Raw genomic sequence first — 22,083 nt, forward strand, 5'->3', positions numbered from 1 at the left:
TCCTGATCCGGTCACGCCCGACAGGTGGATCTCGAAGAACGGGCCGACGGGGTGCCGAGGGGGTCCACGGCTGCAGGGGTTGCGGGTCGCGGTGCAGGACGGCGTCGCGCGGCGCGGTAGGGTCGAGCCGTTTCGACATCCTTTAACCACCGTCCTGTGAGGCGGGGAAGGAGGTCCGGCGCCTGATGACGCCCGACTCTGCTGCACCCTCATCGCCCGAGCCGATCCCGTCCTCCCACGTGGATCCCGCTGCGGGCCGGACCGAATCGACCGAGCCGACCGTGGGGGAGCGAGTCGTCCTCGGCGCCCCCGACGTGGGGCGGGCCCTGCGCCGCATGGCCCACGAGATCATCGAGGGCAACAAGGGCGCCTCGGGCCTCGTCATCCTCGGCATCCCCACCCGCGGTGTCGCCCTCGCCGCCCGACTGGCGCGCCTCGTCTCCGAGGTGGAGGGCGTCGACGTCCCGCTGGGCACCCTCGACATCACGCTCTACCGCGACGACCTGCGTCGCCGCCCGACGCGCCGCATGGAACCCACCCGCATCCCCGGCGACGGCATCGACGACAAGGTCGTCGTCCTCGTCGACGACGTCCTGTACTCCGGCCGCACCGTGCGGGCCGCGCTGGACGCCCTCGGCGACATCGGCCGTCCGCGCGCCGTGCGCCTCGCCGTCCTCGTGGACCGTGGCCACCGCGACCTGCCCATCCGAGCGGACCACGTCGGCAAGAACCTGCCCACGAGCAGCAGCGAGCGCGTCTCGGTGCTCCTGGACGAGTTCGACGGCACCGACGAGGTCCGGATCGCCAAGGAGGCCCGCTGATGCACCTGCCCCACCTCATCGGCATCGAGGGACTGGACCGCGAACAGATCACGACCCTCCTCGACACGGCCGAGGAGATGTCGCACGTGCAGGAACGCGAGCTCAAGAAGCTCCCGGCCCTGCGCGGACGCACGATCGTCAACATGTTCTTCGAGGACAGCACCCGCACGAAGATGAGCTTCGACCTCGCGGCGAAGCGGCTGTCGGCGGACACCATGGCCTTCAGCGGCAAGGGCTCCTCGACGAGTAAGGGCGAGTCGCTGCGCGACACGATGCTCACCGTCGCCGCGATGGGCGTCGACGGGTTCGTCATCCGCCACAGCGCCTCCGGCGCCCCGAAGCTCGCGATGGACTGGACGGGCCTGCCGGTCGTCAACGCCGGCGACGGCATGCACGAGCACCCCACGCAGGCGCTGCTCGACGCGTTCGCCATGCGCCGCCGGCTCGGGAACCTCGAGGGCCGGCACGTCGCCATCGTCGGCGACCTGTTCCACTCCCGCGTCGTGCGCAGCAACCTCATCTGCCTGCGCGAGCTGGGCGCCGACGTCACCCTCGTCGCGCCGGCGACCCTCCTGCCCACCGGGGTCCGGGACTGGCCGGGCGCCGCCGGGGTCACGGTCACCGACGACCTCGACGCGGTCCTGCCGCACGTCGACGCGCTGATGATGCTGCGGGTCCAGCGCGAGCGCATGAGCGGGGGATTCTTCCCGAGCGAGGCCGACTACGTCGCCGGCTGGGGCCTGACCCGCGAACGCCTGCGCCGTCTGCCCGACCACGCGGTCGTCGCCCACCCCGGCCCGATGAACCGCGGCCTGGAGATCGCCCCGGAGGCGGCCGACGCCGCCCGATCCCTCATCCTCGACCAGGTCGCGGCGGGCGTCAGCGTGCGCATGGCCGTCCTGTTCCACGTCTTCGCCGGCGAAGGGAGCCGCTCGTGAGCACGCCCACCCCCTCCACGGGGCCCATCCTGATCACCGGGGCCGACCTGCTCGGCCGGGGACGCGCCGACCTCCTCCTGCGCGACGGGGTCATCGCCGAGGTCGGCGAGGGGATCGACGCGCCCGACGCCCGCGTGCTCGACGCCACCGGGCTCGTGGCCCTGCCCGGCCTCGTCGACGTCCACACCCACCTGCGCGAACCGGGCCGCGAGGACACCGAGACGATCGCGTCGGGCGCCCGGGCCGCCGCGGCGGGCGGGTACACCGCGGTCATGGCCATGCCGAACACGACCCCGGTCACCGACAGCGCGAGCGACGCCGACTGGGTCTACCTCAAGGGCCTGCAGGCGCCGCACGCCGACGTCTTCCCGGTCGGGGCGGTGACCAAGGACCTCGCCGGCACCGAGCTCGCCGAGCTGGGCCTCATGGCCCGCAGCCGAGCGGGCGTGCGGATGTTCAGCGACGACGGCCACTGCGTGCACGACCCGGTGCTCATGCGGCGGGCGCTCGAGTACGTCACCGCCTTCGGCGGCGTCATCGCCCAGCACGCGCAGGACCCGCAGCTCGCGCCCCGCGCCTCGTGCTGCGACGAGGGGCCGTGGTCGGGTCGCCTCGGCCTGCCGGGATGGCCGGCGGTCGCGGAGGAGTCGATCATCGGGCGCGACATCATGCTCACGAAGCTCACCGGCTCGCGCCTGCACGTCTGCCACGTGTCGACCGCCGGATCGGTCGAGCTCATCCGCCGCGCCAAGGCCGACGGCCTCGACGTCACCGCCGAAGTGACCCCGCACCACCTCGCCCTCACGGTCGACCTGCTGGAGAGCTACGACTCCGCCTACAAGGTCAACCCGCCGCTGCGGACGCCCGACGACGTCGAGGCCCTGCGCGCCGGCCTCGCCGACGGCACGATCGACGTCGTCGGCACGGACCACGCCCCGCACGGTCTGCACGACAAGCAGCACGACTTCACCGTCGCCGCGTTCGGGATGCTGGGCCTCGAGACCGCGCTGTCGGTCGTGTCGACCTACCTCGTGCAGCCCGGTCGGATGACCTGGGCCGACGTGGCGCAGGCGATGTCGGTGCGGCCCGCGGCCATCGCCGGCCTGACCGGTCACGGTCGGCCCCTGGCCCCGGGCGAGCCCGCGAACATCACCCTCGTCGACCCGACCCGCGAGATCACCGTCGACCGCGAGGCGACCCAGTCGCGGTCGCGCAACCAGCCGTGGCACGGCCGCACGCTGACCGGCGCCGTCGTCACGACCATCCTGCGGGGCACGCCGACCCTCCTGGACGGCCGGGTCGTCGACCTGGGCGCCGCCCCCGACACGATCGAGGTGCCCGCGTGAGCGACCCGACCCGCACCACCTCGCTGCTGGACCGCCCGCGCGCCGCGCTCGTCCTCGAGGACGGCCGCCGCTTCGACGGGCTCGCCTACGGCGCGGTGGGACAGACGACCGGCGAGGCCGTCTTCTCCACGGGCATGAGCGGCTACCAGGAGACGCTCACCGACCCCAGCTACCACCGGCAGGTCGTCGTCATGACGGCCCCACACGTCGGCAACACCGGCGTCAACGACGACGACGCGGAGTCGCGGCGCATCTGGGTCGCAGGCTACGTCGTCCGCGACCCGGCGATCCGGCCGAGCAACTGGCGCAGCGAGCGCACCCTCGAGGACGACCTGCGCGAGCAGGGCGTCGTCGGGATCAGCGACATCGACACCCGGGCCCTCACCCGGCACCTGCGCGAGCGGGGCGCGATGCGGGTCGGCATCTTCTCCGGCGACGAGGCCGCGCTCGCGACGGAGGAGCTGGTCCGCCGGGTGCAGGACGCGCCCGCCATGGCGGGCTCGGAGCTGGCCTCGCAGGTCAGCATCGAGACCTCGTACACGGTGCCCGCCGTGGGGGAGCGGCGGTTCACCGTCGCCGCGCTCGACCTCGGCATCAAGTCCAACACCCCGCGCATGCTGGCCGAGCGCGGGATCGACGTGCACGTCCTGCCCGCGACGAGCTCGATCGACGACGTCCTCGCGGTGCGCCCCGACGGCGTGTTCTTCAGCAACGGCCCCGGGGACCCGGCCACGGCCACGTCCGAGATCACCCTGCTGCGCGAGGTGCTCGCCCGCCGCATCCCCTTCTTCGGGATCTGCTTCGGCAACCAGCTTCTCGGCCGGGCCCTGGGGTTCGGCACGTTCAAGCTCACCTACGGGCACCGCGGGATCAACGTGCCGGTGCTCGACCGGTCGACGGGCAAGGTCGAGATCACCGCGCAGAACCACGGCTTCGCCGTCGACGCCCCGCTGACCGGGGACGACGGCGAGGCCGGCGGGGCCGTGGCCGCCCCCAGCGACGCCGCCGAGGGCACCGACCACGGCCGCGTGCGCGTGAGCCACGTCTGCCTCAACGACGACGTCGTCGAGGGGCTCGAGTGCCTCGACGTCCCCGCCTTCTCGGTGCAGTTCCACCCCGAGGCCGCCGCGGGCCCGCACGACTCCGCCTACCTGTTCGACCGGTTCGTCGACCTCATGACGAGCCACGCGAAGGAGCACCACGCCTGATGCCCAAACGCGACGACATCTCCTGCGTCCTCGTCATCGGCTCCGGGCCGATCGTCATCGGCCAGGCCGCCGAGTTCGACTACTCCGGCACCCAGGCGTGCCGGGTGCTGCGCGAGGAGGGCCTGCGGGTCGTCCTCGTCAACTCCAACCCGGCGACGATCATGACCGACCCCGACGTCGCCGACGCGACGTACGTCGAGCCGATCACCCCCGAGATCATCGAGGCGATCATCGCCAAGGAGCGGCCCGACGCCGTGCTCGCGACGCTCGGCGGGCAGACGGCGCTCAACGCCGCGATCGCCCTGCACGAGGCCGGGGTGCTCGAGCGCTACGGGTGCCCCCTCATCGGCGCGAACGTCGAGGCGATCGAGCTCGGCGAGAACCGGGAGGCGTTCAAGGGGGTCGTGGAGCGCTGCGGGGCCGAGTCGGCCCGCTCGGTCATCTGCCACACGATGGACGAGCTCATCGCCGGCGCCGCCGAGCTCGGCTACCCGCTCGTCGTCCGGCCGAGCTTCACCATGGGCGGCCTGGGGTCCGGCTTCGCCTACGACGAGGACGACCTGCGCCGCATCGGCGGGGCCGGCCTGCACGACAGCCCGACGACCGAGGTCCTCCTCGAGGAGTCGATCCTCGGCTGGAAGGAGTACGAGCTCGAGGTGATGCGCGACCACGCCGACAACGTCGTGGTCGTCTGCTCCATCGAGAACGTCGACCCGGTCGGCGTGCACACGGGTGACTCGATCACCGTCGCGCCGGCGCTCACCCTCACCGACCGCGAGTACCAGCGGCTGCGCGACATCGGCATCGCCGTGATCCGCGAGGTCGGGGTCGACACCGGCGGATGCAACATCCAGTTCGCCGTCGACCCCGTCGACGGGCGGATCATCGTCATCGAGATGAACCCCCGCGTCTCGCGCTCGAGCGCGCTCGCGTCGAAGGCGACCGGGTTCCCCATCGCGAAGATCGCCGCGAAGATGGCGATCGGCTACACGCTCGACGAGGTGCCCAACGACATCACCCGCGAGACGCCGGCGAGCTTCGAGCCGACCCTCGACTACGTCGTCGTCAAGGTGCCGCGGTTCGCCTTCGAGAAGTTCCCCGCCGCCGACGCGACGCTGACGACGACGATGAAGTCGGTCGGCGAGGCCATGGCGATCGGCCGCAACTTCACCGAGGCGCTGCAGAAGGCGCTGCGCTCGGTCGAGAAGTCGGGGTCGAGCTTCCACTGGCGGCGCGGGGAGGAGCCGAGCCGCGAGATGGCCCGGGCCCTGCTCGACCAGGCGACGACGCCCACCGACGGCCGCATCGTCCTCGTCCAGCAGGCGCTGCGCGGGGGCCTGAGCGTGGCCGACGTCCACGAGGCGACGGGCATCGATCCGTGGTTCCTCGACCAGATCGCCCTCCTCGACGAGGTGGCCTCGACGATCGCCGCCTCGGCCGGCGGCAGCCGCTCGATCAGCCCGGAGGCGCTGCGCCTCGCGAAGCGGTACGGGTTCTCGGACGCCCAGATCGGCGAGATCGTCGGCCTCTCCGAGCCCGTCGTGCGCGGCGTCCGGCACGCCCTCGGGGTCCGGCCGGTCTTCAAGACGGTCGACACGTGCGCCGCCGAGTTCGCGGCCCGCACGCCGTACCACTACTCCTCCTACGACGACGAGACCGAGGTCGCGCCCCGCACCACGCCGGCGGTCATCATCCTCGGCTCCGGCCCGAACCGCATCGGCCAGGGCATCGAGTTCGACTACAGCTGCGTGCACGCGAGCTTCGCGCTGCGTGAGGTCGGCTTCGACACCGTCATGGTCAACTGCAACCCCGAGACGGTCTCGACCGACTACGACACGTCGAGCCGGCTGTACTTCGAGCCGCTGACCCTCGAGGACGTGCTCGAGGTCGTCCACGCCGAGATGGCCGCCGGGCCGGTCGCCGGCGTCATCGTGCAGCTCGGCGGGCAGACCCCGCTCGGCCTGGCCGCCGCGCTCAAGGCCGAGGGGGTGCCGATCGTCGGCACCTCCCCGGAGGCCATCGACCTCGCCGAGGACCGGGGCCACTTCGGCCGGGTCCTCGCCGAGGCGGGGCTGCCGGCGCCGAAGCACGGCGTGGCCTACTCGGCCGACGACGCCCTCGGCATCGCCCGCGACATCGGCTACCCCGTCCTCGTCCGCCCGAGCTACGTCCTCGGCGGCCGCGGCATGCAGATCGTCTACGACGACGACACGCTCGTCGACTACGTGACCCGCGCGACCGTCGCGGGCCCGGACAAGCCGGTGCTCGTCGACCGGTTTCTCGACGACGCGATCGAGATCGACGTCGACGTCCTCTACGACGGCCACGACCTGTACGTCGGCGGGATCATGGAGCACATCGAGGAGGCCGGCATCCACTCCGGCGACTCGGCGTGCGTCATCCCGCCCGTCACCCTCGGCCCCGGGGAGCTCGAGCGGGTGCGCGAGAGCAGCCGCCGCCTCGCCGAGGGGATCGGCGTGCGCGGCCTCATGAACGTGCAGTTCGCCCTCGCGCAGGACGTGCTCTACGTGCTCGAGGCCAACCCCCGCGCGAGCCGGACCGTGCCGTTCGTCGCCAAGGCGACGGGCGTGGCGCTGGCCAAGGCCGCGACCCGGATCATGCTCGGCGCGAGCATCGCCCAGCTCCGGAAGGAGGGCATGCTGCCCACCGACTACGACGGCGGGGCGCTGCCGATCGACGCCCCGGTGTCGGCCAAGGAGGCGATCCTGCCGTTCAAGCGGTTCCGCACCCACGAGGGCCGGGTCGTCGACTCGGTGCTCGGCCCCGAGATGCGCTCGACGGGGGAGGTCATGGGCATCGACGCCCACTTCGGACCCGCCTTCGCGAAGACCCAGATGGGGGCCCTGGCCGGGCTGCCGACGAGCGGGCGCGTCTTCGTCTCCGTGGCCAACCGCGACAAGCGGGCCATGATCTTTCCCGTCAAGCGCCTCGCCGACCTCGGCTTCGAGATCCTCGCCACGGCCGGCACCGCCCAGGTGCTGCGGCGCAACGGGATCGCCGCCACCGGCGTGCGCAAGAACAGCGAGGGCCCGGGTCCGAACGGCGAGCCGACCATCGTCGAGGAGATCCTCGCCGGTAACGTCGACATGGTCGTCAACACCCCCGCGGGCAGCGACACGCGCCGCGACGGCTACGCGATCCGGACCGCGACGACGAGCATGGACCGTCCGATCATCACGACGATCCAGCAGCTCGGCGCGGCCGTGCAGGGCATCGAGGCGATCCGCGCCGCCGCGCCCGGCGTGGCGTCGCTGCAGGAACACGCGGCCACGCTCCGGCGGGGGCGTCGGGAGGAGCAGGTATGAGCAGGGTGTCCCCGCGCACCGAACCGTCGGTCGTGCACGTCGCCGCGCGACTCGTCGCGACGCGTCCCGTCGGCGACTTCCAGTACATGACGTTCGCGGCGCCCGGCGTGCCCGACCTGGCCCGGCCGGGGCAGTTCGTCGGGATCACCGTCGGCGGCCCGACGTCGGGCGCGCTGCTGCGGCGCAGCTTCAGCCTACACGCCGTGAGCCCGGCCGCGGACCGGTCGGAGGAGGACATCCTCGACATCGTCGTGGCCGCCAACGGTCCCGGGACGCAGTGGCTCGTCGCGCAGGACGTCGGCGCCGTCGTCGACCTCGTCGGCCCTCTCGGGCGCGCCTTCCCCCTGCCGCGCGAGCGCGTCGCCTGCGTGCTCGTCGGCGGCGGCTACGGCAGCGCCCCCCTGTTCTGGCTCGCCTCGGCGCTGCGCGACCGCGGCTGCCGCGTCGAGCTCGTCCTCGGCGGCGCGAGCTGGGAGCGGCTCTTCGGGGCCGACAAGGCCGAGCGGTACGCCGACGGCGTGACGATCACGACCGACGACGGCTCGCGGGGCCACCAGGGCCGCGTGACCGACGTGCTCGGGGACGTCATCGACGGCAGCGGCGCGTCGGTCGTCTACGCCTGCGGCCCCATGGGGATGCTCGAGGCGGTCACCTCCGTGGCCGCCGACCACGGCGCGGTGGCCCAGGTCGCCGTCGAGGAGTCGATGGCGTGCGGCGTCGGCGTCTGCATGACGTGCGTCATGCCGGTGCGCGGCTCCGACGGCGTGACCCGCATGGTCCGTTCGTGCGTGGAGGGGCCCGTGTTCCGCGGCGACCGCATCCGCTGGGACGCGTTCGAGCAGGGCTGGTGTCGGGTGCCCGACGACACCCTCGGTGCGCCGATCGTCCCGGCCGCGCCCGTCGGTGCCGGGGACCGGCCGGCCCGGGCGAGTGCCCCGGTCGAGGCCGACGCGCCCGAGCAGGCCGCGTCCGCCGAGTCCGGGCCCGACGCGAGCGACGAAGGAGCGCAGTGATGTTCGGTCGCAAGAAGTCCCGCGAGGGTGACCACAAGGCGGCCACCGCCGACCCCGGCGCGCCCGACCCGGGCGCCGGCACCACCGCGGCCCGCCACGTCGAGACCGACCTGTCCGTCGACCTCGCCGGGATGACGCTGCCCAACCCCGTCATGACGGCCTCGGGGTGCGCGGCGAACGGCCGCGAGCTCGCCCGGTTCTTCCCCCTCGACGACCTCGGCGCGTTCGTGTCGAAGACGGTCCTGCTCGACCCGCGCTCGGGGCGCGGCACCCCGCGGATGGCCGAGACCTCCGGCGGCATGCTCAACTCGATCGGGCTCCAGGGGCCGGGCATCGAGGCGTTCGTCACCACCGACCTGCCGTGGCTCGCCTCGACCGGGGCCCGGGTCCTGCCGTCGATCGCCGGCACCGACCCGCGCCAGTTCGCGGTCGTCGCCAAGACGCTGCGCACGAGCGAGGCGTTCTCGGCGTGCGTCGGCGTCGAGGTCAACATCTCCTGCCCCAACGTCGCCAACCGCGGCCTCGTCTTCGCCTGCGACGCCGCCTCGTCGACCGAGGTCGTGGACCGGGTGCGTGAGCAGCTCCCGGACACTCCGCTGTTCGTCAAGCTCTCGCCGGACGTCACCGACATCGTCGCCATCGCCCGCGCCTGCCTGCACGCCGGCGCCGACGGTCTGACGATGATCAACACCCTGCTCGGCATGAGCATCGACACGAACCGGATGCGCCCCCACCTCGCGGGGATCACGGGCGGGCTGTCGGGGCCGGCGATCCGTCCCGTCGCCGTGCGCGCCGTGTGGCAGGTGTACGCGGCGATGCTCGCCGGGACCCTGCCCACGAAGCCGATCGTCGGCGTCGGCGGCGTCGGCAGCGGCGAGGACGCCCTGCAGTTCCTCGCCGCCGGAGCGAGCGCCGTCCAGGTCGGTACCGCGACGTTCGGCGATCCCCACGCCCCCGTCCGCGTCCGCGACGAGCTCGCCGAGGGTCTGAGCCGCCGCGGGCTGCGCACCGTGGCCGACGCCGTCGGGCTCGCCCACACGCGCCTGCCCTGATCCGCGTACGAACCCCGCCTGTCCCGACCGGTCCCGCCCCGTCCCGTCCGATCGACCCGCCTTCGGCGGCCCACGTGACGGGTGGGTGGATCGGCCGGGTGCCACCCGCCGGGACGCCCGAAGGAGCCGCCTCGATGACCACCCCCGCCACGTCCGACTCACCCGCCCGCCCCGGCGACACGCCGCCCGACGCGGCGGGTTCCGACGCGCGAGCGCCGTTCGGGACGCGCCTCGCGCGGGCGATGTCGGCGCACGGCCCGCTGTGCGTCGGCATCGACCCGCACGCGGGGCTCCTGCGCTGGTGGGGGCTGACCGACGACGTCGACGGCCTGCGCCGGTTCTCCGACGCGTGCGTCGAGGCGTTCGCCGGTCACGTCGCGTGCGTCAAGCCGCAGTCGGCGTTCTTCGAGCGGTTCGGGTCGGCCGGTGTCGCCGTGCTCGAGGACGTCCTCGCGCGCGTCCGCGCCGCCGGGACGCTCGCGCTGCTCGACGCGAAGCGCGGCGACATCGGCTCGACGATGGAGGGGTACGCCCACGCGTATCTCGAGGACGGGCCGCTGGCCGCCGACGCCGTCACCCTCAGCCCGTACCTGGGCTACGAGTCGCTGCGCCCCGCGCTCGACCTCGCCGCGCGCCACGGCCGTGGCGTCTTCGTCCTCGCCCTGACGTCCAACCCCGAGGGTGCGAGCGTGCAGCACGCTCGCGACGCCGCCGGCACGAGCGTGGCCGGGTCGATCGTCGCCGGCGTGACCCGCGACAACGCGGCGGCCCGCGCCGCCGGCGAGCTCGGCAGCGTCGGGATGGTCGTGGGGGCGACGGTCGGCGACGCCGTCGCCCGCCTGGGCCTCGACCTCGCCGCCGCGAACGCGCCGCTGCTCGCCCCGGGCGTCGGCGCCCAGGGCGGGACGCCGGAGATGCTGCGGGAGGTGTTCGGGGCGGCCCTCCCGGCCGTCCTGGCCGCCAGCAGCCGCGAGGTCCTCTCCGCCGGCCCCGACCCCGCCGCCCTGCGCGCCGCGGCTGCCCGCACCGCCGACCGACTCCGAGAGGACCTGACGTGAGCACGCCGACCCCGCGATCCGGTGACGAGGCCACCGACGTCCCGACCGAGCTCGCCGACCTGCGGCAGAGCATCGACAACATCGACGCGGCGCTCGTCCACCTGCTCGCCGAGCGCTTCCGGTGCACCCAGCGCGTCGGCCGGCTCAAGGCGGACCGGGGGCTGCCCGCCGCCGACCCGAGGCGCGAGGCGGCGCAGATCGCCCGGTTGCGGGCCCTCGCCGAGAGCGCCGATCTCGACCCGGCCTTCGCCGAGAAGTTCCTCGCGTTCGTCGTCGAAGAGGTCATCCGCCACCACCTGGCCATCGCCGCAGGTGAGGACCCGCAGGCCTGAGCGGGGCCGAGGAACGCCGGCGAGTCGGGCCGGGGTGGGCGGCGCGCGCCGACCCGATTCGCTCCCCTCGTTGCGCCACGTCAGGACGGTCGATAAGTTCGGATCGACATCCGGTCCGCGGGACGCTCCCCCGGGTCGGCCACACCGATCCGCGCGGGCACCTGCTCGTCTCGGACCTTCACCCACCGCGACACGGCACCGACGCCGGCCCGGCGCTCGGGCGTCTCGCGCCCAGGACGAGGAGACCCCCCGTGGCACTACCCCAGCTGACCCCGCAGCAGCGCGCCGAGGCGCTCGAGAAGGCCGCCGCCGCCCGCCGCGAGCGCGCCGCGGTGAAGAACCGCCTCAAGTCGGGCCAGAACACGCTCAAGGAGGTCGTCGGCGAGGGCAAGACGAGCGACGTCATCGGCAAGATGAAGGTCAGCTCCCTCCTCGAGTCGATGCCCGGCGTCGGGCGGGTCCGCGCCCGCCAGATCATGGAGGAGGTCGGCATTTCCGAGACGCGCCGCGTCCGCGGTCTCGGCGCCAACCAGATCACCGCGCTCCTCGACCGCTTCGGCGAAGGCGAGATGTGACGGGGGATCCCTCGGCACCGCAGCGGTCCGCCGCCGGCCGGTCGCGCCTCGTCGTGCTGGCGGGGCCGACGGCCGTCGGCAAGGGCACCGTCTCGGCCTACGTCCGGGAACACCACCCGGAGGTGTGGATGTCCGTGTCGGCGACGACGCGGCCGCCCCGCCCCGGCGAGGTCGACGGACTGCACTACCACTTCCTGTCCCCGGCGGAGTTCGAGTCGCGGGTCGCCGCGGGGGAGTTCCTCGAGCACGCGGTCGTGCACGGCCGCCACCGCTACGGCACCCTGGCAGCCCCCGTCGTGGCGGCGTTGGACGAGGGGCGATCGGCCCTCCTCGAGATCGACCTGCAGGGCGCGCGCCAGGTGCGCGAGGCGATGCCCGACGCGCACTTCGTGTTCCTCGCCCCACCGAGCTGGGACGAACTCGTCCGCCGGCTCGTCGGGCGAGGGACCGAGTCGGAGCAGGAGCGGGCGGCCCGGCTCACCACGGCGCGCGTCGAACTCGCGGCCGCGGAGGAGTTCGACACGACCATCGTCAACGACGACGTCGCCCGCGCCGCGGCGGAGCTCGTATCATGGACGGGTCGATCCGCAGCCGCGCCCGCGGATCGACCGCAGCACGCGGGGTGACGCCCGGGGCCTTGCGAGCCCGGCAATCGCACCCGACCACCGCACGACGACGAATCGAGAACCTGTGTCCGGCACCCCGGCCCACCCCGAAGGCATCACCAACCCGCCGATCGACGACCTGCTCCAGGTCGCCGACAGCAAGTACGCCCTGGTGATCTACTCGGCCAAGCGAGCCCGCCAGATCAACGCCTACTACAGCCAGCTCTCCGAGGGGCTCCTCGAGTACGTCGGCCCCCTGGTCGACACGCAGATCCACGAGAAGCCCCTGTCGGTGGCCCTCCGCGAGATCAACGATCGCCTCCTCACCTCGACGCCCGTCGAGGCCTGAGACCGCGATGACCACCGAGCACCACCCGGACGACGCCCGCCGCCTCCGGGTGGTGCTCGGCGTGTCCGGGGGGATCGCCGCCTACAAGGCGGCAACCCTCCTGCGCCGGTTCACCGAGGCCGGGCACGACGTCACGGTCGTACCCACCGCCGCGGCGCTGCGCTTCGTCGGCGCCCCCACGTGGTCGGCGTTGTCGGGGCGCCCCGTCGCCGAGGGCGTGTGGGACGACGTGCACGAGGTGCGCCACGTGCGCCTCGGGCAGGAGGCCGACCTCGTCCTCGTCGCCCCGGCCACCGCCGACCTGGTCGCCCGCGCGGCCCACGGCCTCGCCGACGACCTGTTGACGAACGTGCTCCTCACGGCCCGGGGGACGGTCGTCCTCGCGCCTGCGATGCACACCGAGATGTGGGAGCACCCGGCGACGGTGGCCAACGTGGCGACGCTGCGCTCGCGCGGGGTCCACGTCGTCGAGCCCGCCTCCGGTCGCCTCACCGGGGTCGACACGGGCCCCGGCCGCCTGCCCGAACCCGAGGACATCTTCGCCGCGGCGCTCGCGGCCCTGGCGAAGGACGCGTCGGCGGGTCCCTCCGGGCCCTCCGGTGCACCGGGGCAGGGGCAGGACGGTCCGCTGCGCGGGCGGCGCGTCGTCGTCAGCGCCGGGGGCACGCGGGAGCCGCTCGACCCGGTGCGCTTCCTCGGGAATCGCTCGTCGGGCAAGCAGGGGTACGCCCTCGCGCAGGTCGCGGCCGAGCGCGGCGCCGACGTCACGCTCGTCGCGGCGAACACCGAGCTGCCGACGCCGGCCGGGGTCCAGCTCGTGCGCGTCGAGTCGGCCCTGGAACTGCAGGCCGCGATGCGCGAGCACGCGCCGGGGTCCGACGTCGTCGTCATGGCCGCCGCCGTCGCGGACTTCCGGCCCGACGGCGTCGCCGGGGCCAAGATCAAGAAGACTCACGAGCCCGGGGCCGACCCCGACGCGGGCGACGCGCCGGTCATCCGGCTCGTGCGCAACCCCGACATCCTCGCCGGACTCGTCCGCGCCCGGGACGCCGACCGCGCCGCGAACCCGGCCGCCGCCGACGAGGGCGGCCGCCGCGCCGCCGACTCCCTCGGGGGGACGTACGTCGTCGGCTTCGCCGCCGAGACCGGCGACGAGGAAGGCGACGTCCTGCACCACGCGCGGGCCAAGCTCGCGCGCAAGGGGGTCGACCTCCTCGTGGCCAACGAGGTCGGCGTCGACAAGACGTTCGGTGCGGAGGCGACGACCGTGCACCTGCTCGGCGCCGACGACCCGGAGCCGGAACAGCTCGGTCCGGCGAGCAAGGTGGCCGTCGCCGGCGGGATCTGGGACGCGATCGAGGAGCGGGCGGGATTCAGGAACGACCGACCGACTCGATAGAGTGAGGCCCGCATCCCGCCGTCCACCCCCGTTCAGGAGTGTGCCCGTGTCCCGTCTGTTCACGTCCGAGTCCGTCACCGAAGGACACCCCGACAAGATCTGTGACCAGGTCAGCGACGGCATCCTCGACGCGATGCTCGAGCAGGACCCCAAGGCCCGGGTCGCCGTCGAGACGATGGTGACGACCGGACTCGTGCACGTCGCGGGCGAGGTGGCCACGACGGGTTACGTCGACATCCCCAGCCTCGTGCGCAAGACGATCATCGACATCGGCTACGACAGCTCGGTCAAGGGCTTCGACGGTAAGACCTGCGGCGTCGAGGTCTCCATCGGTGAGCAGTCCGCCGACATCGCCCAGGGCGTCGACACCGCCTACGAGAACCGCACCGGCGGCGTCGACCCGCTCGACAAGCAGGGCGCGGGCGACCAGGGCCTCATGTTCGGCTACGCCTGCTCGGACACCCCCGAGCTCATGCCGCTGCCGATCTACCTCGCCCACCGCCTGTCCGAGCGGCTCACGGCGGTCCGCAAGTCGGGCCAGATGGCCTACCTGCGCCCCGACGGCAAGACCCAGGTCACCATCGAGTACGACGGCGACCGCCCGGTGCGCCTCGACACCGTCGTCCTGTCGACCCAGCACGCCGAGGACGTCAGCCTCGACGCGCTGCTGCAGCCCGACGTCGAGGCCTACATCGTCAAGCCGGTCCTGGCCGAGCTGCGCGACTCCGGCGTTGAGCTCGACGGCGCCGACGCCCGCCTGTTCGTCAACCCGACCGGCAAGTTCGTCGTCGGCGGCCCCATGGGCGACGCCGGCCTCACCGGCCGGAAGATCATCGTCGACACCTACGGCGGCATGGCCCGCCACGGCGGTGGCGCGTTCTCGGGCAAGGACCCCTCGAAGGTGGACCGCTCCGCCGCGTACGCCATGCGCTGGGTCGCGAAGAACGTCGTCGCCGCCGGCCTCGCCGACCGTTGCGAGGTCCAGGTCGCCTACGCGATCGGCAAGGCCCAGCCCGTCGGCCTGTACGTCGAGACGTTCGGCACCGAGAAGGCCCCGATCGACCGCATCGAGAAGGCCATCCCCGAGGTCTTCGACCTGCGTCCGGCCGCCATTGTCGAGCAGCTCGACCTGCTCCGCCCCATCTACCAGACCACCGCGGCGAACGGCCACTTCGGCCGCACGACCGCCCCCGGCCTCGTCAACCCCTTCACGTGGGAGAAGACGAACCGGGTCGAGGAGCTGCAGCGCGCCGCGCGCTGACGCGGGAGACCGTCGCCCGCCGGACCCGCCTCGCGCGGGACGGCGGGCGACGTCGTGCGGGGGGCGTGTCGCGGGGTCGGGACGTTGTCGGGGGCGTGCGATAGAACGAGGGACATGAGCGAGCGCATCGGCGAGCGAGGGAGCGCGGGCGGGACGCACACCGCGCTCGCCTCGGGCGCGCCGCCCGCCCCGAGCGGCGTCGGGCGGGGGCCGTCGGCGCCGACGTTGGACCTCCCGGCGATCCAGGTGCCGGCGCCGCCGCCGGTCCGGGCCCGTCCCGCGCAGCCGTTGGCCGCGTCGGAGCCAGTGGCCGAGGTGGTCGTCGACGTCCTGCCGCCCCACCTCGACCGGCCCTTCGAGTACGCGGTGCCCGCCGAGTTCGACGACACCGCTCGTCCCGGGGTCCGGGTCAAGGTGCGCTTCGCCGGTCAGGACGTCGACGGGTTCGTCGTCGCCCGCAAGGACGTGGCCGACCATCAGGGCACCCTCACGCCGCTGCACCGGGTCGTCAGCCCCGAGCCGGTGCTCACCCCGGAGGTGCTCGCCCTGTGCCGGGGCGTCGCCGACGAGTACGCCGGTACGCTCGTCGACGTCCTGCGCCTCGCCGTTCCGCCCCGGCACGCCCGCGCCGAGAAGGCGCTCGACGCGGCCGGGCCGCCGGTCGCCCCCGCCGACGGCGTCGACGCCGGATCGGAGGCCGGCCCTCAGGGTGCCGTCGGGGCCGCTGCCGGGGTCGCTCTCGAGACCGCCCGGGACATCGACCCGGAGACCGTCCCCGAGACCGCCCCGGACACCGCCCCGGACACCGCCCCGGACACCGCCCTCCGGGCGGCCGTCGCGGCTGCCCTCGAAGCCGGGGCCGAGGCCGCCCCTCGTAACGCACCCGGGGCCGGCTCCCCCGCGGGCGCGGGGGAGCCGGCGGACGCCGTCGCGCCGGCGGATCTGCGCGCGTGGGAGCACTATCCGGCGGGCCGGAGCTTCCTGCGACGGGTCGCGGAGGGCGAGGGGCCGGCCGCCGCGTGGTCGGCCCTGCCGGCCGGCGGAGGCGACTGGGCCGCCGCCCTCGCCGCCGCCGCGGGGGCCGCGCTCGACGGCGGCCGCGGGGTCGTGCTCGTCGTCCCCGACCACCGCGACCTCGTCCGCGTCGACCGGGCCCTGTCCGCACGGCTCGGCCCCGGTCGGCACGTGCGCCTCTCGGCCGACCAGGGGCCGCAGGCGCGGTACACCGCGTGGCTCAAGGTGCTCCGCGGGCACGTGCGGTGCGTCGTCGGCACCCGCGCCGCCGCGTTCGCGCCCGTGCACGACCTCGGGCTCGTCGCGTGGTGGGACGACGGCGACGACCTGCTCGCCGAGCCGAGGGCGCCGTACCCGCATGTGCGCTCCGTCCTCCTGCGCCGCGCGGCGTCGACCGGCGCGGCCGTCCTCGCGGGAGGGTTCGCACGCACCGTCGAGGTGGCGCAGCTCGTGGCAGACGGGCTGCTGCGCGAGCTCGTCCCCGACCGCTCGGCCCGCCGGCGGCTCGCGCCGTCCGTCCGGGTCGCGGGGGAGGGCCACGACGCGGAGCGCGACGGGCCCGCCGCCCGCGCGCACCTGCCCTCGGCCGCATGGCGGGCCGCCCGGGCGGGCCTCGACCGCGGGCCGGTGCTCGTCCAGGTGCCCCGGCGCGGTTACCTGCCGTCGCTGTCGTGCTTCCACTGCCGCGCCCGGGCCCGGTGCCCCGCCTGCCACGGGCCCCTGTCGTTGCCGGCGCCCGACGCGCCGCCCACGTGCCGCCGGTGCGGGACGAGCGTCGCCCGGTTCGTCTGCGCCCAGTGCGGGGGCGGGTGGCTGCGCAGCAGCGCCGTCGGCGCGCGCCGCACCGCCGAGGAGCTGGGGCGGGCGTTCCCCGGCGCGCGGGTGCGCACGTCCGGGTCCGGGGAGGTGTTGCCCGACGTGCCGGCCGAGCCCGCCCTCGTCATCGCGACGCCGGGCGCCGAGCCCGTGGCCGACGGGGGCTACGCGGCCACGCTCCTCCTCGACGCGTGGGCGAACCTCGACCGCCCCACCCTCGACGCCGGCGAGGAGGCGCTGCGCCGCTGGCTCACCGCGGCGGCGTTGACCCGGCCGCAGACCGAGGGCGGCGTCGTCGTCCTCGCCGGGGCGCCAGAGCACGCGACCCTGCCCGTCGTCGAGGCCCTCGTCCGGTGGGCCCCCGAGTGGTTCGCCGACCGGGAGCTCACGGAGCGCACCGAGCTCGCGCTGCCGCCCGCCACGTGGTCGGCACGGCTGTCCGGGCCGCACGCGGCGCTCGTCGAGGCCCTGGGGGAGGCGGGGCTCCCGGCGGGAGTGGACGTGCTCGGCCCGCTCCCGGTCGAGGGTGGCCGCCCCGGGCCCGGCGGGGTCGTCCCCGCCGACCTGCCGGAGGCGCAGCGGCCCGCCCAGGCGCTGCTGCGCGCGCCACGCCCGCAGGGCGCGGCGGCGGCCGCCGCCCTCGGAGCCCTCAAACGCCGCCGCAGCGCCCGGCGTGCGCCGGCTCTCGCCGTCCGGGTGGGCGAGGGCGACCTCGCGTGAGGGCCGCGACCTCGTCGACGACGCGTCCGCCGGCCCCACCGCACACCCCGCGCGCCCGTCGCGCCCGGTGGGCCCCGACCGAACGGCCGGTCGGCCTCCCGTGCCCGCCGGAGGAGGCCGCGCCTCGGGCGGGCCCGGGAGGTGAGGCGGCCCACCCGTGTTGCCGGTCCCGCTCACCGCGGCTCGCGAACTCGCCTCCGTGCCCCCTCGGTAGACTGGCGATCCCGAGCGGCCGGGACCGCTCGGCCGGTGCCTCGACGCCGCGACGTCGGCCGCCGGGCCGAGGCGCACGACGGCGATCACGGCCCAGCGCCGCCGCCGCACCGACCGCTCCTCGACGTCCCGCCCGGCCTCGTCCTCGCCCCACTCGACCGCCCCCGACCCGCAGGAGTTGCCGCCCGTGGCCGTCCACGACATCCGCCTCATCGGTGATCCGGTCCTGCGCACCCCGGCCGCGGAGGTCACCGACTTCGACCGGGAGCTGCGCACCCTCGTGGCCGACCTCGTCGACACGATGCACGACGCGCCCGGCGTGGGCCTGGCCGCGCCGCAGATCGGGGTGGGTCTGCGGGTGTTCACGTACTACGTCGACGGGGTCCTCGGGCACGTCGTCAACCCGAACCTCGACCTCTCGGAGGAGCTTCAGGACGGTGAGGAGGGCTGCCTGTCCATCCCCGGACTGCAGTTCGAGACCCCGCGCGCCCGACGCGCCGTCGCCACCGGTCAGGACATGCGCGGCGAACCCGTGCGCATCGAGGGCACCGAGCTGCTCGCGCGCTGCTTCCAGCACGAGACCGACCATCTGAACGGGGTGCTCTTCGTCGACCGACTCGACCGCGAGACGCGCAAGCAGGCGATCAAGGCGATGCGCGACGCGGAGTGGGCCGGGGCGCCCGGCCCGGTCGTCAAGGCGAGCCCGCACCCGACCCGCGGCCGGGGGCAGTGATGCGCGTCGTCTTCGCCGGCACCCCCGACGTGGCGCTGCCGTCGCTGCGGGCGCTGCTCGACTCCGGCCACGACGTGCTCGCGGTCCTCACCCGCCCCGACGCCCCCGCCGGGCGCGGCCGCACGCTCCTGCCGTCGCCGGTCAAGGTCGCGGCCCTCGCGGCCGGCGTCGAGGTGCTCACCCCGGCCCGCCCGAGCGACCCCGCGTTCCTCGACCGCCTGCGCGAGCTCGCACCGGACGCGTGCCCGATCGTCGCGTACGGCGGGCTGATCCGCCCCGAGGCGCTCGCGATCCCGCGCCGGGGATGGGTCAACCTGCACTTCTCGCTGCTGCCCGCCTGGCGCGGCGCGGCGCCCGTGCAGCGGGCGCTCATCGCGGGCGAGGAGGTGACCGGCGCGACCACGTTCCTCCTCGAGGAGGGCCTCGACACCGGGCCCGTCCTCGCGCGGCACGAAGTCGCCGTCGGGGCACGGGAGACCGCGGGCGATCTCCTGGCGCGCCTCGCGGTCGAGGGTGCGCCGCTGCTCGTCGACTCCCTCGACGGACTCGCCGACGGGTCGATCGTGCCGCGCCCCCAGCGGGCCGACGGCGTCACCCACGCCCCCAAGCTCACCGCCGACGACGCCCGGGTCCGGTGGGACGAGCCGGCCGACGCGCTCGGCGCGCTCGTGCGCGGCTGCACCCCGGCTCCCGGGGCCTGGACCACCCACCGCGGTGAGCGGATCAAGCTCGGGCCGGTGACGCCGGCACCCGGGACGCCAACGGGCTCCTCCGGTGCGTCGGCGCCGCCCACGCACCTCGCGCCCGGCGAGATCGAGCCCCGCAAGAACACCGTGTGGGTCGGCACCGGGACCGCCGCGGTCGAGCTCGGCACCGTCCAGGCGCCGGGGAAGAAGCCGATGTCCGCCGCCGACTGGGCCCGGGGCCGACGCGTCGGCGCGGGGGAGAGGTTCGAGGCATGAGCCACGACGACGACCGCCACGACCGGCGGGACGGGCCGCACCGACGGGACGACCGGGGGCGACCGGATCGCCGCGGCCCCGCCGGGCGCCCCGAGCGGGGCGACCGCACCGATCCCGCCCAGCGCGGCACCTCCCGGGCCCCGGGCAGCGGGCGCGTCGGTCACGGCGGCCGGCCCCGGCACGCCGACCCCGCCCGCCGCTCGGCGCAGCGTCCCTCCGAGCGGGCCCGCGGTGGCGACCCCGCGCGGCGCGCGGCCTACACCGTCATGCGCGCCGTCGCCGGCGGCGCCTACACGAACCTCGAACTCCCCACCCACCTGCGCCACGAGGGCCTCACCGGCCGCGACGCCGCGTTCGCGACCGAGCTCGTCTACGGGGCCACCCGGATGCGGGGGTTCTACGACCAGCTCATCGCCAAGTGCGCCGGCCGGGACCTCGCCGCCATCGACCCCGCCGCCCTCGACGTCCTGCGCCTGGGCGCCCACCAACTCCTCGGGATGCGGGTCGCCCCGCACGCCGCGGTGGGCGAGACCGTCTCGCTCGCGCGGGCCGAGATCGGTTCCGGTGTCGGCGGATTCGTCAATGCCGTGCTGCGGCGCATCAGCGAGAAGGACGCCGACACGTGGCGCGGCCTGCTCACGCGGGGGCTCGACGAGGTCGAGGCCCTGGCCGTGCTCACCAGCCACCCGACGTGGGTCGTGCGGGCCCTGCGGCAGGCGCTCCTCGGCCACGGCGCGAGCACGCCCGAGACGGTCGACGCCGACCTGCGGGCCCTCCTGGACGCCGACAACGCCGCCCCGCTCGTCTCGCTCGTGGCCCGGCCGGGACTCGCCCGGGTCGACGAGCTCGTCGACGCCGGTGCGACGGCCTCCACCCTCAGCCCGCTCGGCGCGGTCCTCGCCTCGGGCGGCGACCCCGGCGCGATCGAGGCCGTCCGGCGCGGTCGGGCCGCGGTGCAGGACGAGGGCAGCCAGCTCATCCCCCTCGCTCTCGTCGCGGCCGGGGAGCCGGCCGCCGACGAGCGCTGGCTCGACCTGTGCGCCGGCCCCGGCGGCAAGGTGGCCCTGCTCGCGGCCGCCTCGCTCGACCGGGGCGCCGTCGTCTTCGCCAACGAGATCAGCGTCGCCCGCACGGACCTCGTGCGCCGGGCCGTGGCCGCGGCCCTCGACGCGGGCGCGCAGGTGATGATCGGCACCGGCGACGGGCGGACCGTCGGAGCGGAGGAGCCGGACGCGTTCGACCGCGTCCTGCTCGACGCCCCGTGCACCGGGCTGGGCGCGCTGCGCCGCCGCCCCGAGGCGCGCTGGCGCCGCACCCCCGACGACGTCGGCGCCCTGACCCGCCTGCAGGGCGAGCTGTTCGACTCCGCGGCCCGGGCCACGGCCCCCGGCGGGTGGCTCGCGTACGCGACGTGCAGCCCCCACCTCGCCGAGACCCGGTTCCTGCTCGCCGACGCCCTCGAACGCCACCCCGACCTCGAGGCGGTCGACGCCCGTCCCCTGTTCCGCGACGCGGCGGGGGAGCAGATCGGTGATCTCGGGCCGGGGCCGTACGTGCAGCTGTGGCCGCACGTCCACGGGACCGACGCGATGTTCCTCGCCCTCCTGCGCAAGCGCGCCTGACGAGCCGAACCCGGCGGCCCGGTGGCCCGTGGATAGGGTGGGCGGGTGCAGATCTCGCCGAGCATCCTGTCCGCGGACTTCGCCAACCTCCAGCGCGAGCTCGAGGCCATCTCGACCGCCGACTGGGCACACGTCGACGTCATGGACAACCACTTCGTCCCCAACCTGACCCTCGGGCTGCCGGTCGTCGAGTCCCTGCTGCGGGTCACCCCGATCCCGCTCGACTGCCACCTGATGATCGACGACCCCGACCGCTGGGCCCCGCCGTACGCGGAGGCGGGCGCGAAGAGCGTGACGTTCCACGTCGAGGCCGCCGCCGATCCGGTGCGGACCGCCCGCGACATCCGCGCCCAGGGCGCCCGGGCGAGCATGGCGATCAAGCCCGGGACCGACTTCGCGCCCTACGAGGAGCTGCTGCGCGAGGTCGACATGGTGCTCGTCATGACCGTCGAGCCCGGATTCGGCGGCCAGTCGTTCATGGCCGACATGATGCCGAAGGTGACGCAGGTCCGGGAGGCCGTGCGCCGTCACGGCGGCGACATCTGGATCCAGGTCGACGGCGGCGTGTCCGCCTCGACGATCGAGCAGTGCGCGCAGGCCGGCGCCGACGTCTTCGTCGCCGGGTCCGCCGTCTACAACGCCGAGGGCGCGGCCGAGAACGTCGCGCGCCTGCGCGCCCTCGCCGCCGCCCACCGGCACGTCTGAGGAAGCCGCGCGCGA

The 22,083-nt window shown here is 74.9% G+C and carries 19 protein-coding genes; all 19 read left to right on the forward strand.

The genetic code is table 11. From position 1 onward, the window contains the following. The first annotated feature begins 185 nt into the window (after positions 1 to 185). The 19 genes from pyrR (at position 186) to rpe (ending at position 22,068) form a co-directional block, all read left to right on the forward strand. Positions 186 to 821: a bifunctional pyr operon transcriptional regulator/uracil phosphoribosyltransferase PyrR gene (gene pyrR / locus ICW24_RS06090; RefSeq protein ID WP_226344829.1), complete on the forward strand. Its 636-nt coding sequence runs from the start codon at positions 186 to 188 to the stop codon at positions 819 to 821. After that, complete coding sequence (locus tag ICW24_RS06095) at positions 821 to 1,759, forward strand: aspartate carbamoyltransferase catalytic subunit (protein WP_226344830.1); 939 nt, start codon at positions 821 to 823, stop codon at positions 1,757 to 1,759. Before pyrR ends, ICW24_RS06095 begins: the two co-directional genes overlap by 1 nt. Next, positions 1,756 to 3,105, forward strand: a complete 1,350-nt coding sequence (locus tag ICW24_RS06100) for a dihydroorotase (RefSeq protein WP_226344831.1) — start codon at positions 1,756 to 1,758, stop codon at positions 3,103 to 3,105. Before ICW24_RS06095 ends, ICW24_RS06100 begins: the two co-directional genes overlap by 4 nt. Then, on the forward strand, positions 3,102 to 4,313 hold the full coding sequence (gene carA / locus ICW24_RS06105) for a glutamine-hydrolyzing carbamoyl-phosphate synthase small subunit (protein WP_226344832.1): 1,212 nt from the start codon (positions 3,102 to 3,104) through the stop codon (positions 4,311 to 4,313). The genes ICW24_RS06100 and carA overlap by 4 nt, the downstream gene beginning before the upstream one ends. Next, positions 4,313 to 7,639, forward strand: a complete 3,327-nt coding sequence (gene carB, locus ICW24_RS06110) for a carbamoyl-phosphate synthase large subunit (protein WP_226344833.1) — start codon at positions 4,313 to 4,315, stop codon at positions 7,637 to 7,639. Before carA ends, carB begins: the two co-directional genes overlap by 1 nt. Further along, on the forward strand, positions 7,636 to 8,652 hold the full coding sequence (locus tag ICW24_RS06115) for a dihydroorotate dehydrogenase electron transfer subunit (RefSeq protein WP_226344834.1): 1,017 nt from the start codon (positions 7,636 to 7,638) through the stop codon (positions 8,650 to 8,652). The genes carB and ICW24_RS06115 overlap by 4 nt, the downstream gene beginning before the upstream one ends. Continuing rightward, a complete protein-coding gene (locus ICW24_RS06120; protein ID WP_226344835.1) occupies positions 8,652 to 9,704 on the forward strand; it encodes a dihydroorotate dehydrogenase in 1,053 nt (350 codons plus the stop codon). The genes ICW24_RS06115 and ICW24_RS06120 overlap by 1 nt, the downstream gene beginning before the upstream one ends. 134 nt (positions 9,705 to 9,838) lie before the next feature. Beyond that, a complete protein-coding gene (pyrF, locus tag ICW24_RS06125) occupies positions 9,839 to 10,762 on the forward strand; it encodes an orotidine-5'-phosphate decarboxylase (protein WP_226344836.1) in 924 nt (307 codons plus the stop codon). Next, positions 10,759 to 11,094: a chorismate mutase gene (locus tag ICW24_RS06130; protein ID WP_226344837.1), complete on the forward strand. Its 336-nt coding sequence runs from the start codon at positions 10,759 to 10,761 to the stop codon at positions 11,092 to 11,094. Before pyrF ends, ICW24_RS06130 begins: the two co-directional genes overlap by 4 nt. Before the next feature lie 251 nt (positions 11,095 to 11,345). Beyond that, complete coding sequence (gene mihF, locus ICW24_RS06135) at positions 11,346 to 11,669, forward strand: integration host factor, actinobacterial type (protein WP_226344838.1); 324 nt, start codon at positions 11,346 to 11,348, stop codon at positions 11,667 to 11,669. After that, positions 11,666 to 12,295: a guanylate kinase gene (gmk, locus tag ICW24_RS06140; protein WP_226344839.1), complete on the forward strand. Its 630-nt coding sequence runs from the start codon at positions 11,666 to 11,668 to the stop codon at positions 12,293 to 12,295. The genes mihF and gmk overlap by 4 nt, the downstream gene beginning before the upstream one ends. 64 nt (positions 12,296 to 12,359) lie before the next feature. Next, the gene (gene rpoZ, locus ICW24_RS06145) at positions 12,360 to 12,623 is read left to right on the forward strand and encodes a DNA-directed RNA polymerase subunit omega (RefSeq protein ID WP_226344840.1); all 264 of its coding nucleotides are present in this window, start codon (positions 12,360 to 12,362) and stop codon (positions 12,621 to 12,623) included. 7 nt (positions 12,624 to 12,630) lie between these two features. Continuing rightward, entirely contained in the window at positions 12,631 to 14,022 is a 1,392-nt protein-coding gene (gene coaBC / locus ICW24_RS06150; protein ID WP_226344841.1) for a bifunctional phosphopantothenoylcysteine decarboxylase/phosphopantothenate--cysteine ligase CoaBC, read from the forward strand. A 46-nt stretch (positions 14,023 to 14,068) separates the two neighbouring features. After that, positions 14,069 to 15,283, forward strand: coding sequence for a methionine adenosyltransferase (gene metK / locus ICW24_RS06155; protein ID WP_226344842.1), 1,215 nt, complete (start codon positions 14,069 to 14,071; stop codon positions 15,281 to 15,283). Between the two features lie 114 nt (positions 15,284 to 15,397). Further along, positions 15,398 to 17,833 carry a primosomal protein N' family DNA-binding protein gene (locus tag ICW24_RS06160; protein WP_226344843.1) on the forward strand — a complete coding sequence of 812 codons (2,436 nt, stop codon included), beginning with the start codon at positions 15,398 to 15,400 and terminating at the stop codon, positions 17,831 to 17,833. 400 nt (positions 17,834 to 18,233) lie between these two features. Further along, a complete protein-coding gene (gene def / locus ICW24_RS06165) occupies positions 18,234 to 18,779 on the forward strand; it encodes a peptide deformylase (RefSeq protein WP_226344844.1) in 546 nt (181 codons plus the stop codon). Continuing rightward, positions 18,779 to 19,741, forward strand: coding sequence for a methionyl-tRNA formyltransferase (fmt, locus tag ICW24_RS06170; RefSeq protein WP_226344845.1), 963 nt, complete (start codon positions 18,779 to 18,781; stop codon positions 19,739 to 19,741). Before def ends, fmt begins: the two co-directional genes overlap by 1 nt. Then, on the forward strand, positions 19,738 to 21,363 hold the full coding sequence (locus ICW24_RS06175; RefSeq protein ID WP_226344846.1) for an RsmB/NOP family class I SAM-dependent RNA methyltransferase: 1,626 nt from the start codon (positions 19,738 to 19,740) through the stop codon (positions 21,361 to 21,363). The genes fmt and ICW24_RS06175 overlap by 4 nt, the downstream gene beginning before the upstream one ends. A 45-nt stretch (positions 21,364 to 21,408) precedes the next feature. Then, the gene (gene rpe / locus ICW24_RS06180; RefSeq protein WP_226344847.1) at positions 21,409 to 22,068 is read left to right on the forward strand and encodes a ribulose-phosphate 3-epimerase; all 660 of its coding nucleotides are present in this window, start codon (positions 21,409 to 21,411) and stop codon (positions 22,066 to 22,068) included. Positions 22,069 to 22,083 lie beyond the last annotated feature (15 nt).

It is taken from the genome of Agilicoccus flavus (assembly GCF_014857905.1).
Taxonomy (GTDB): Bacteria; Actinomycetota; Actinomycetes; order Actinomycetales; family Dermatophilaceae; genus Agilicoccus; species Agilicoccus flavus.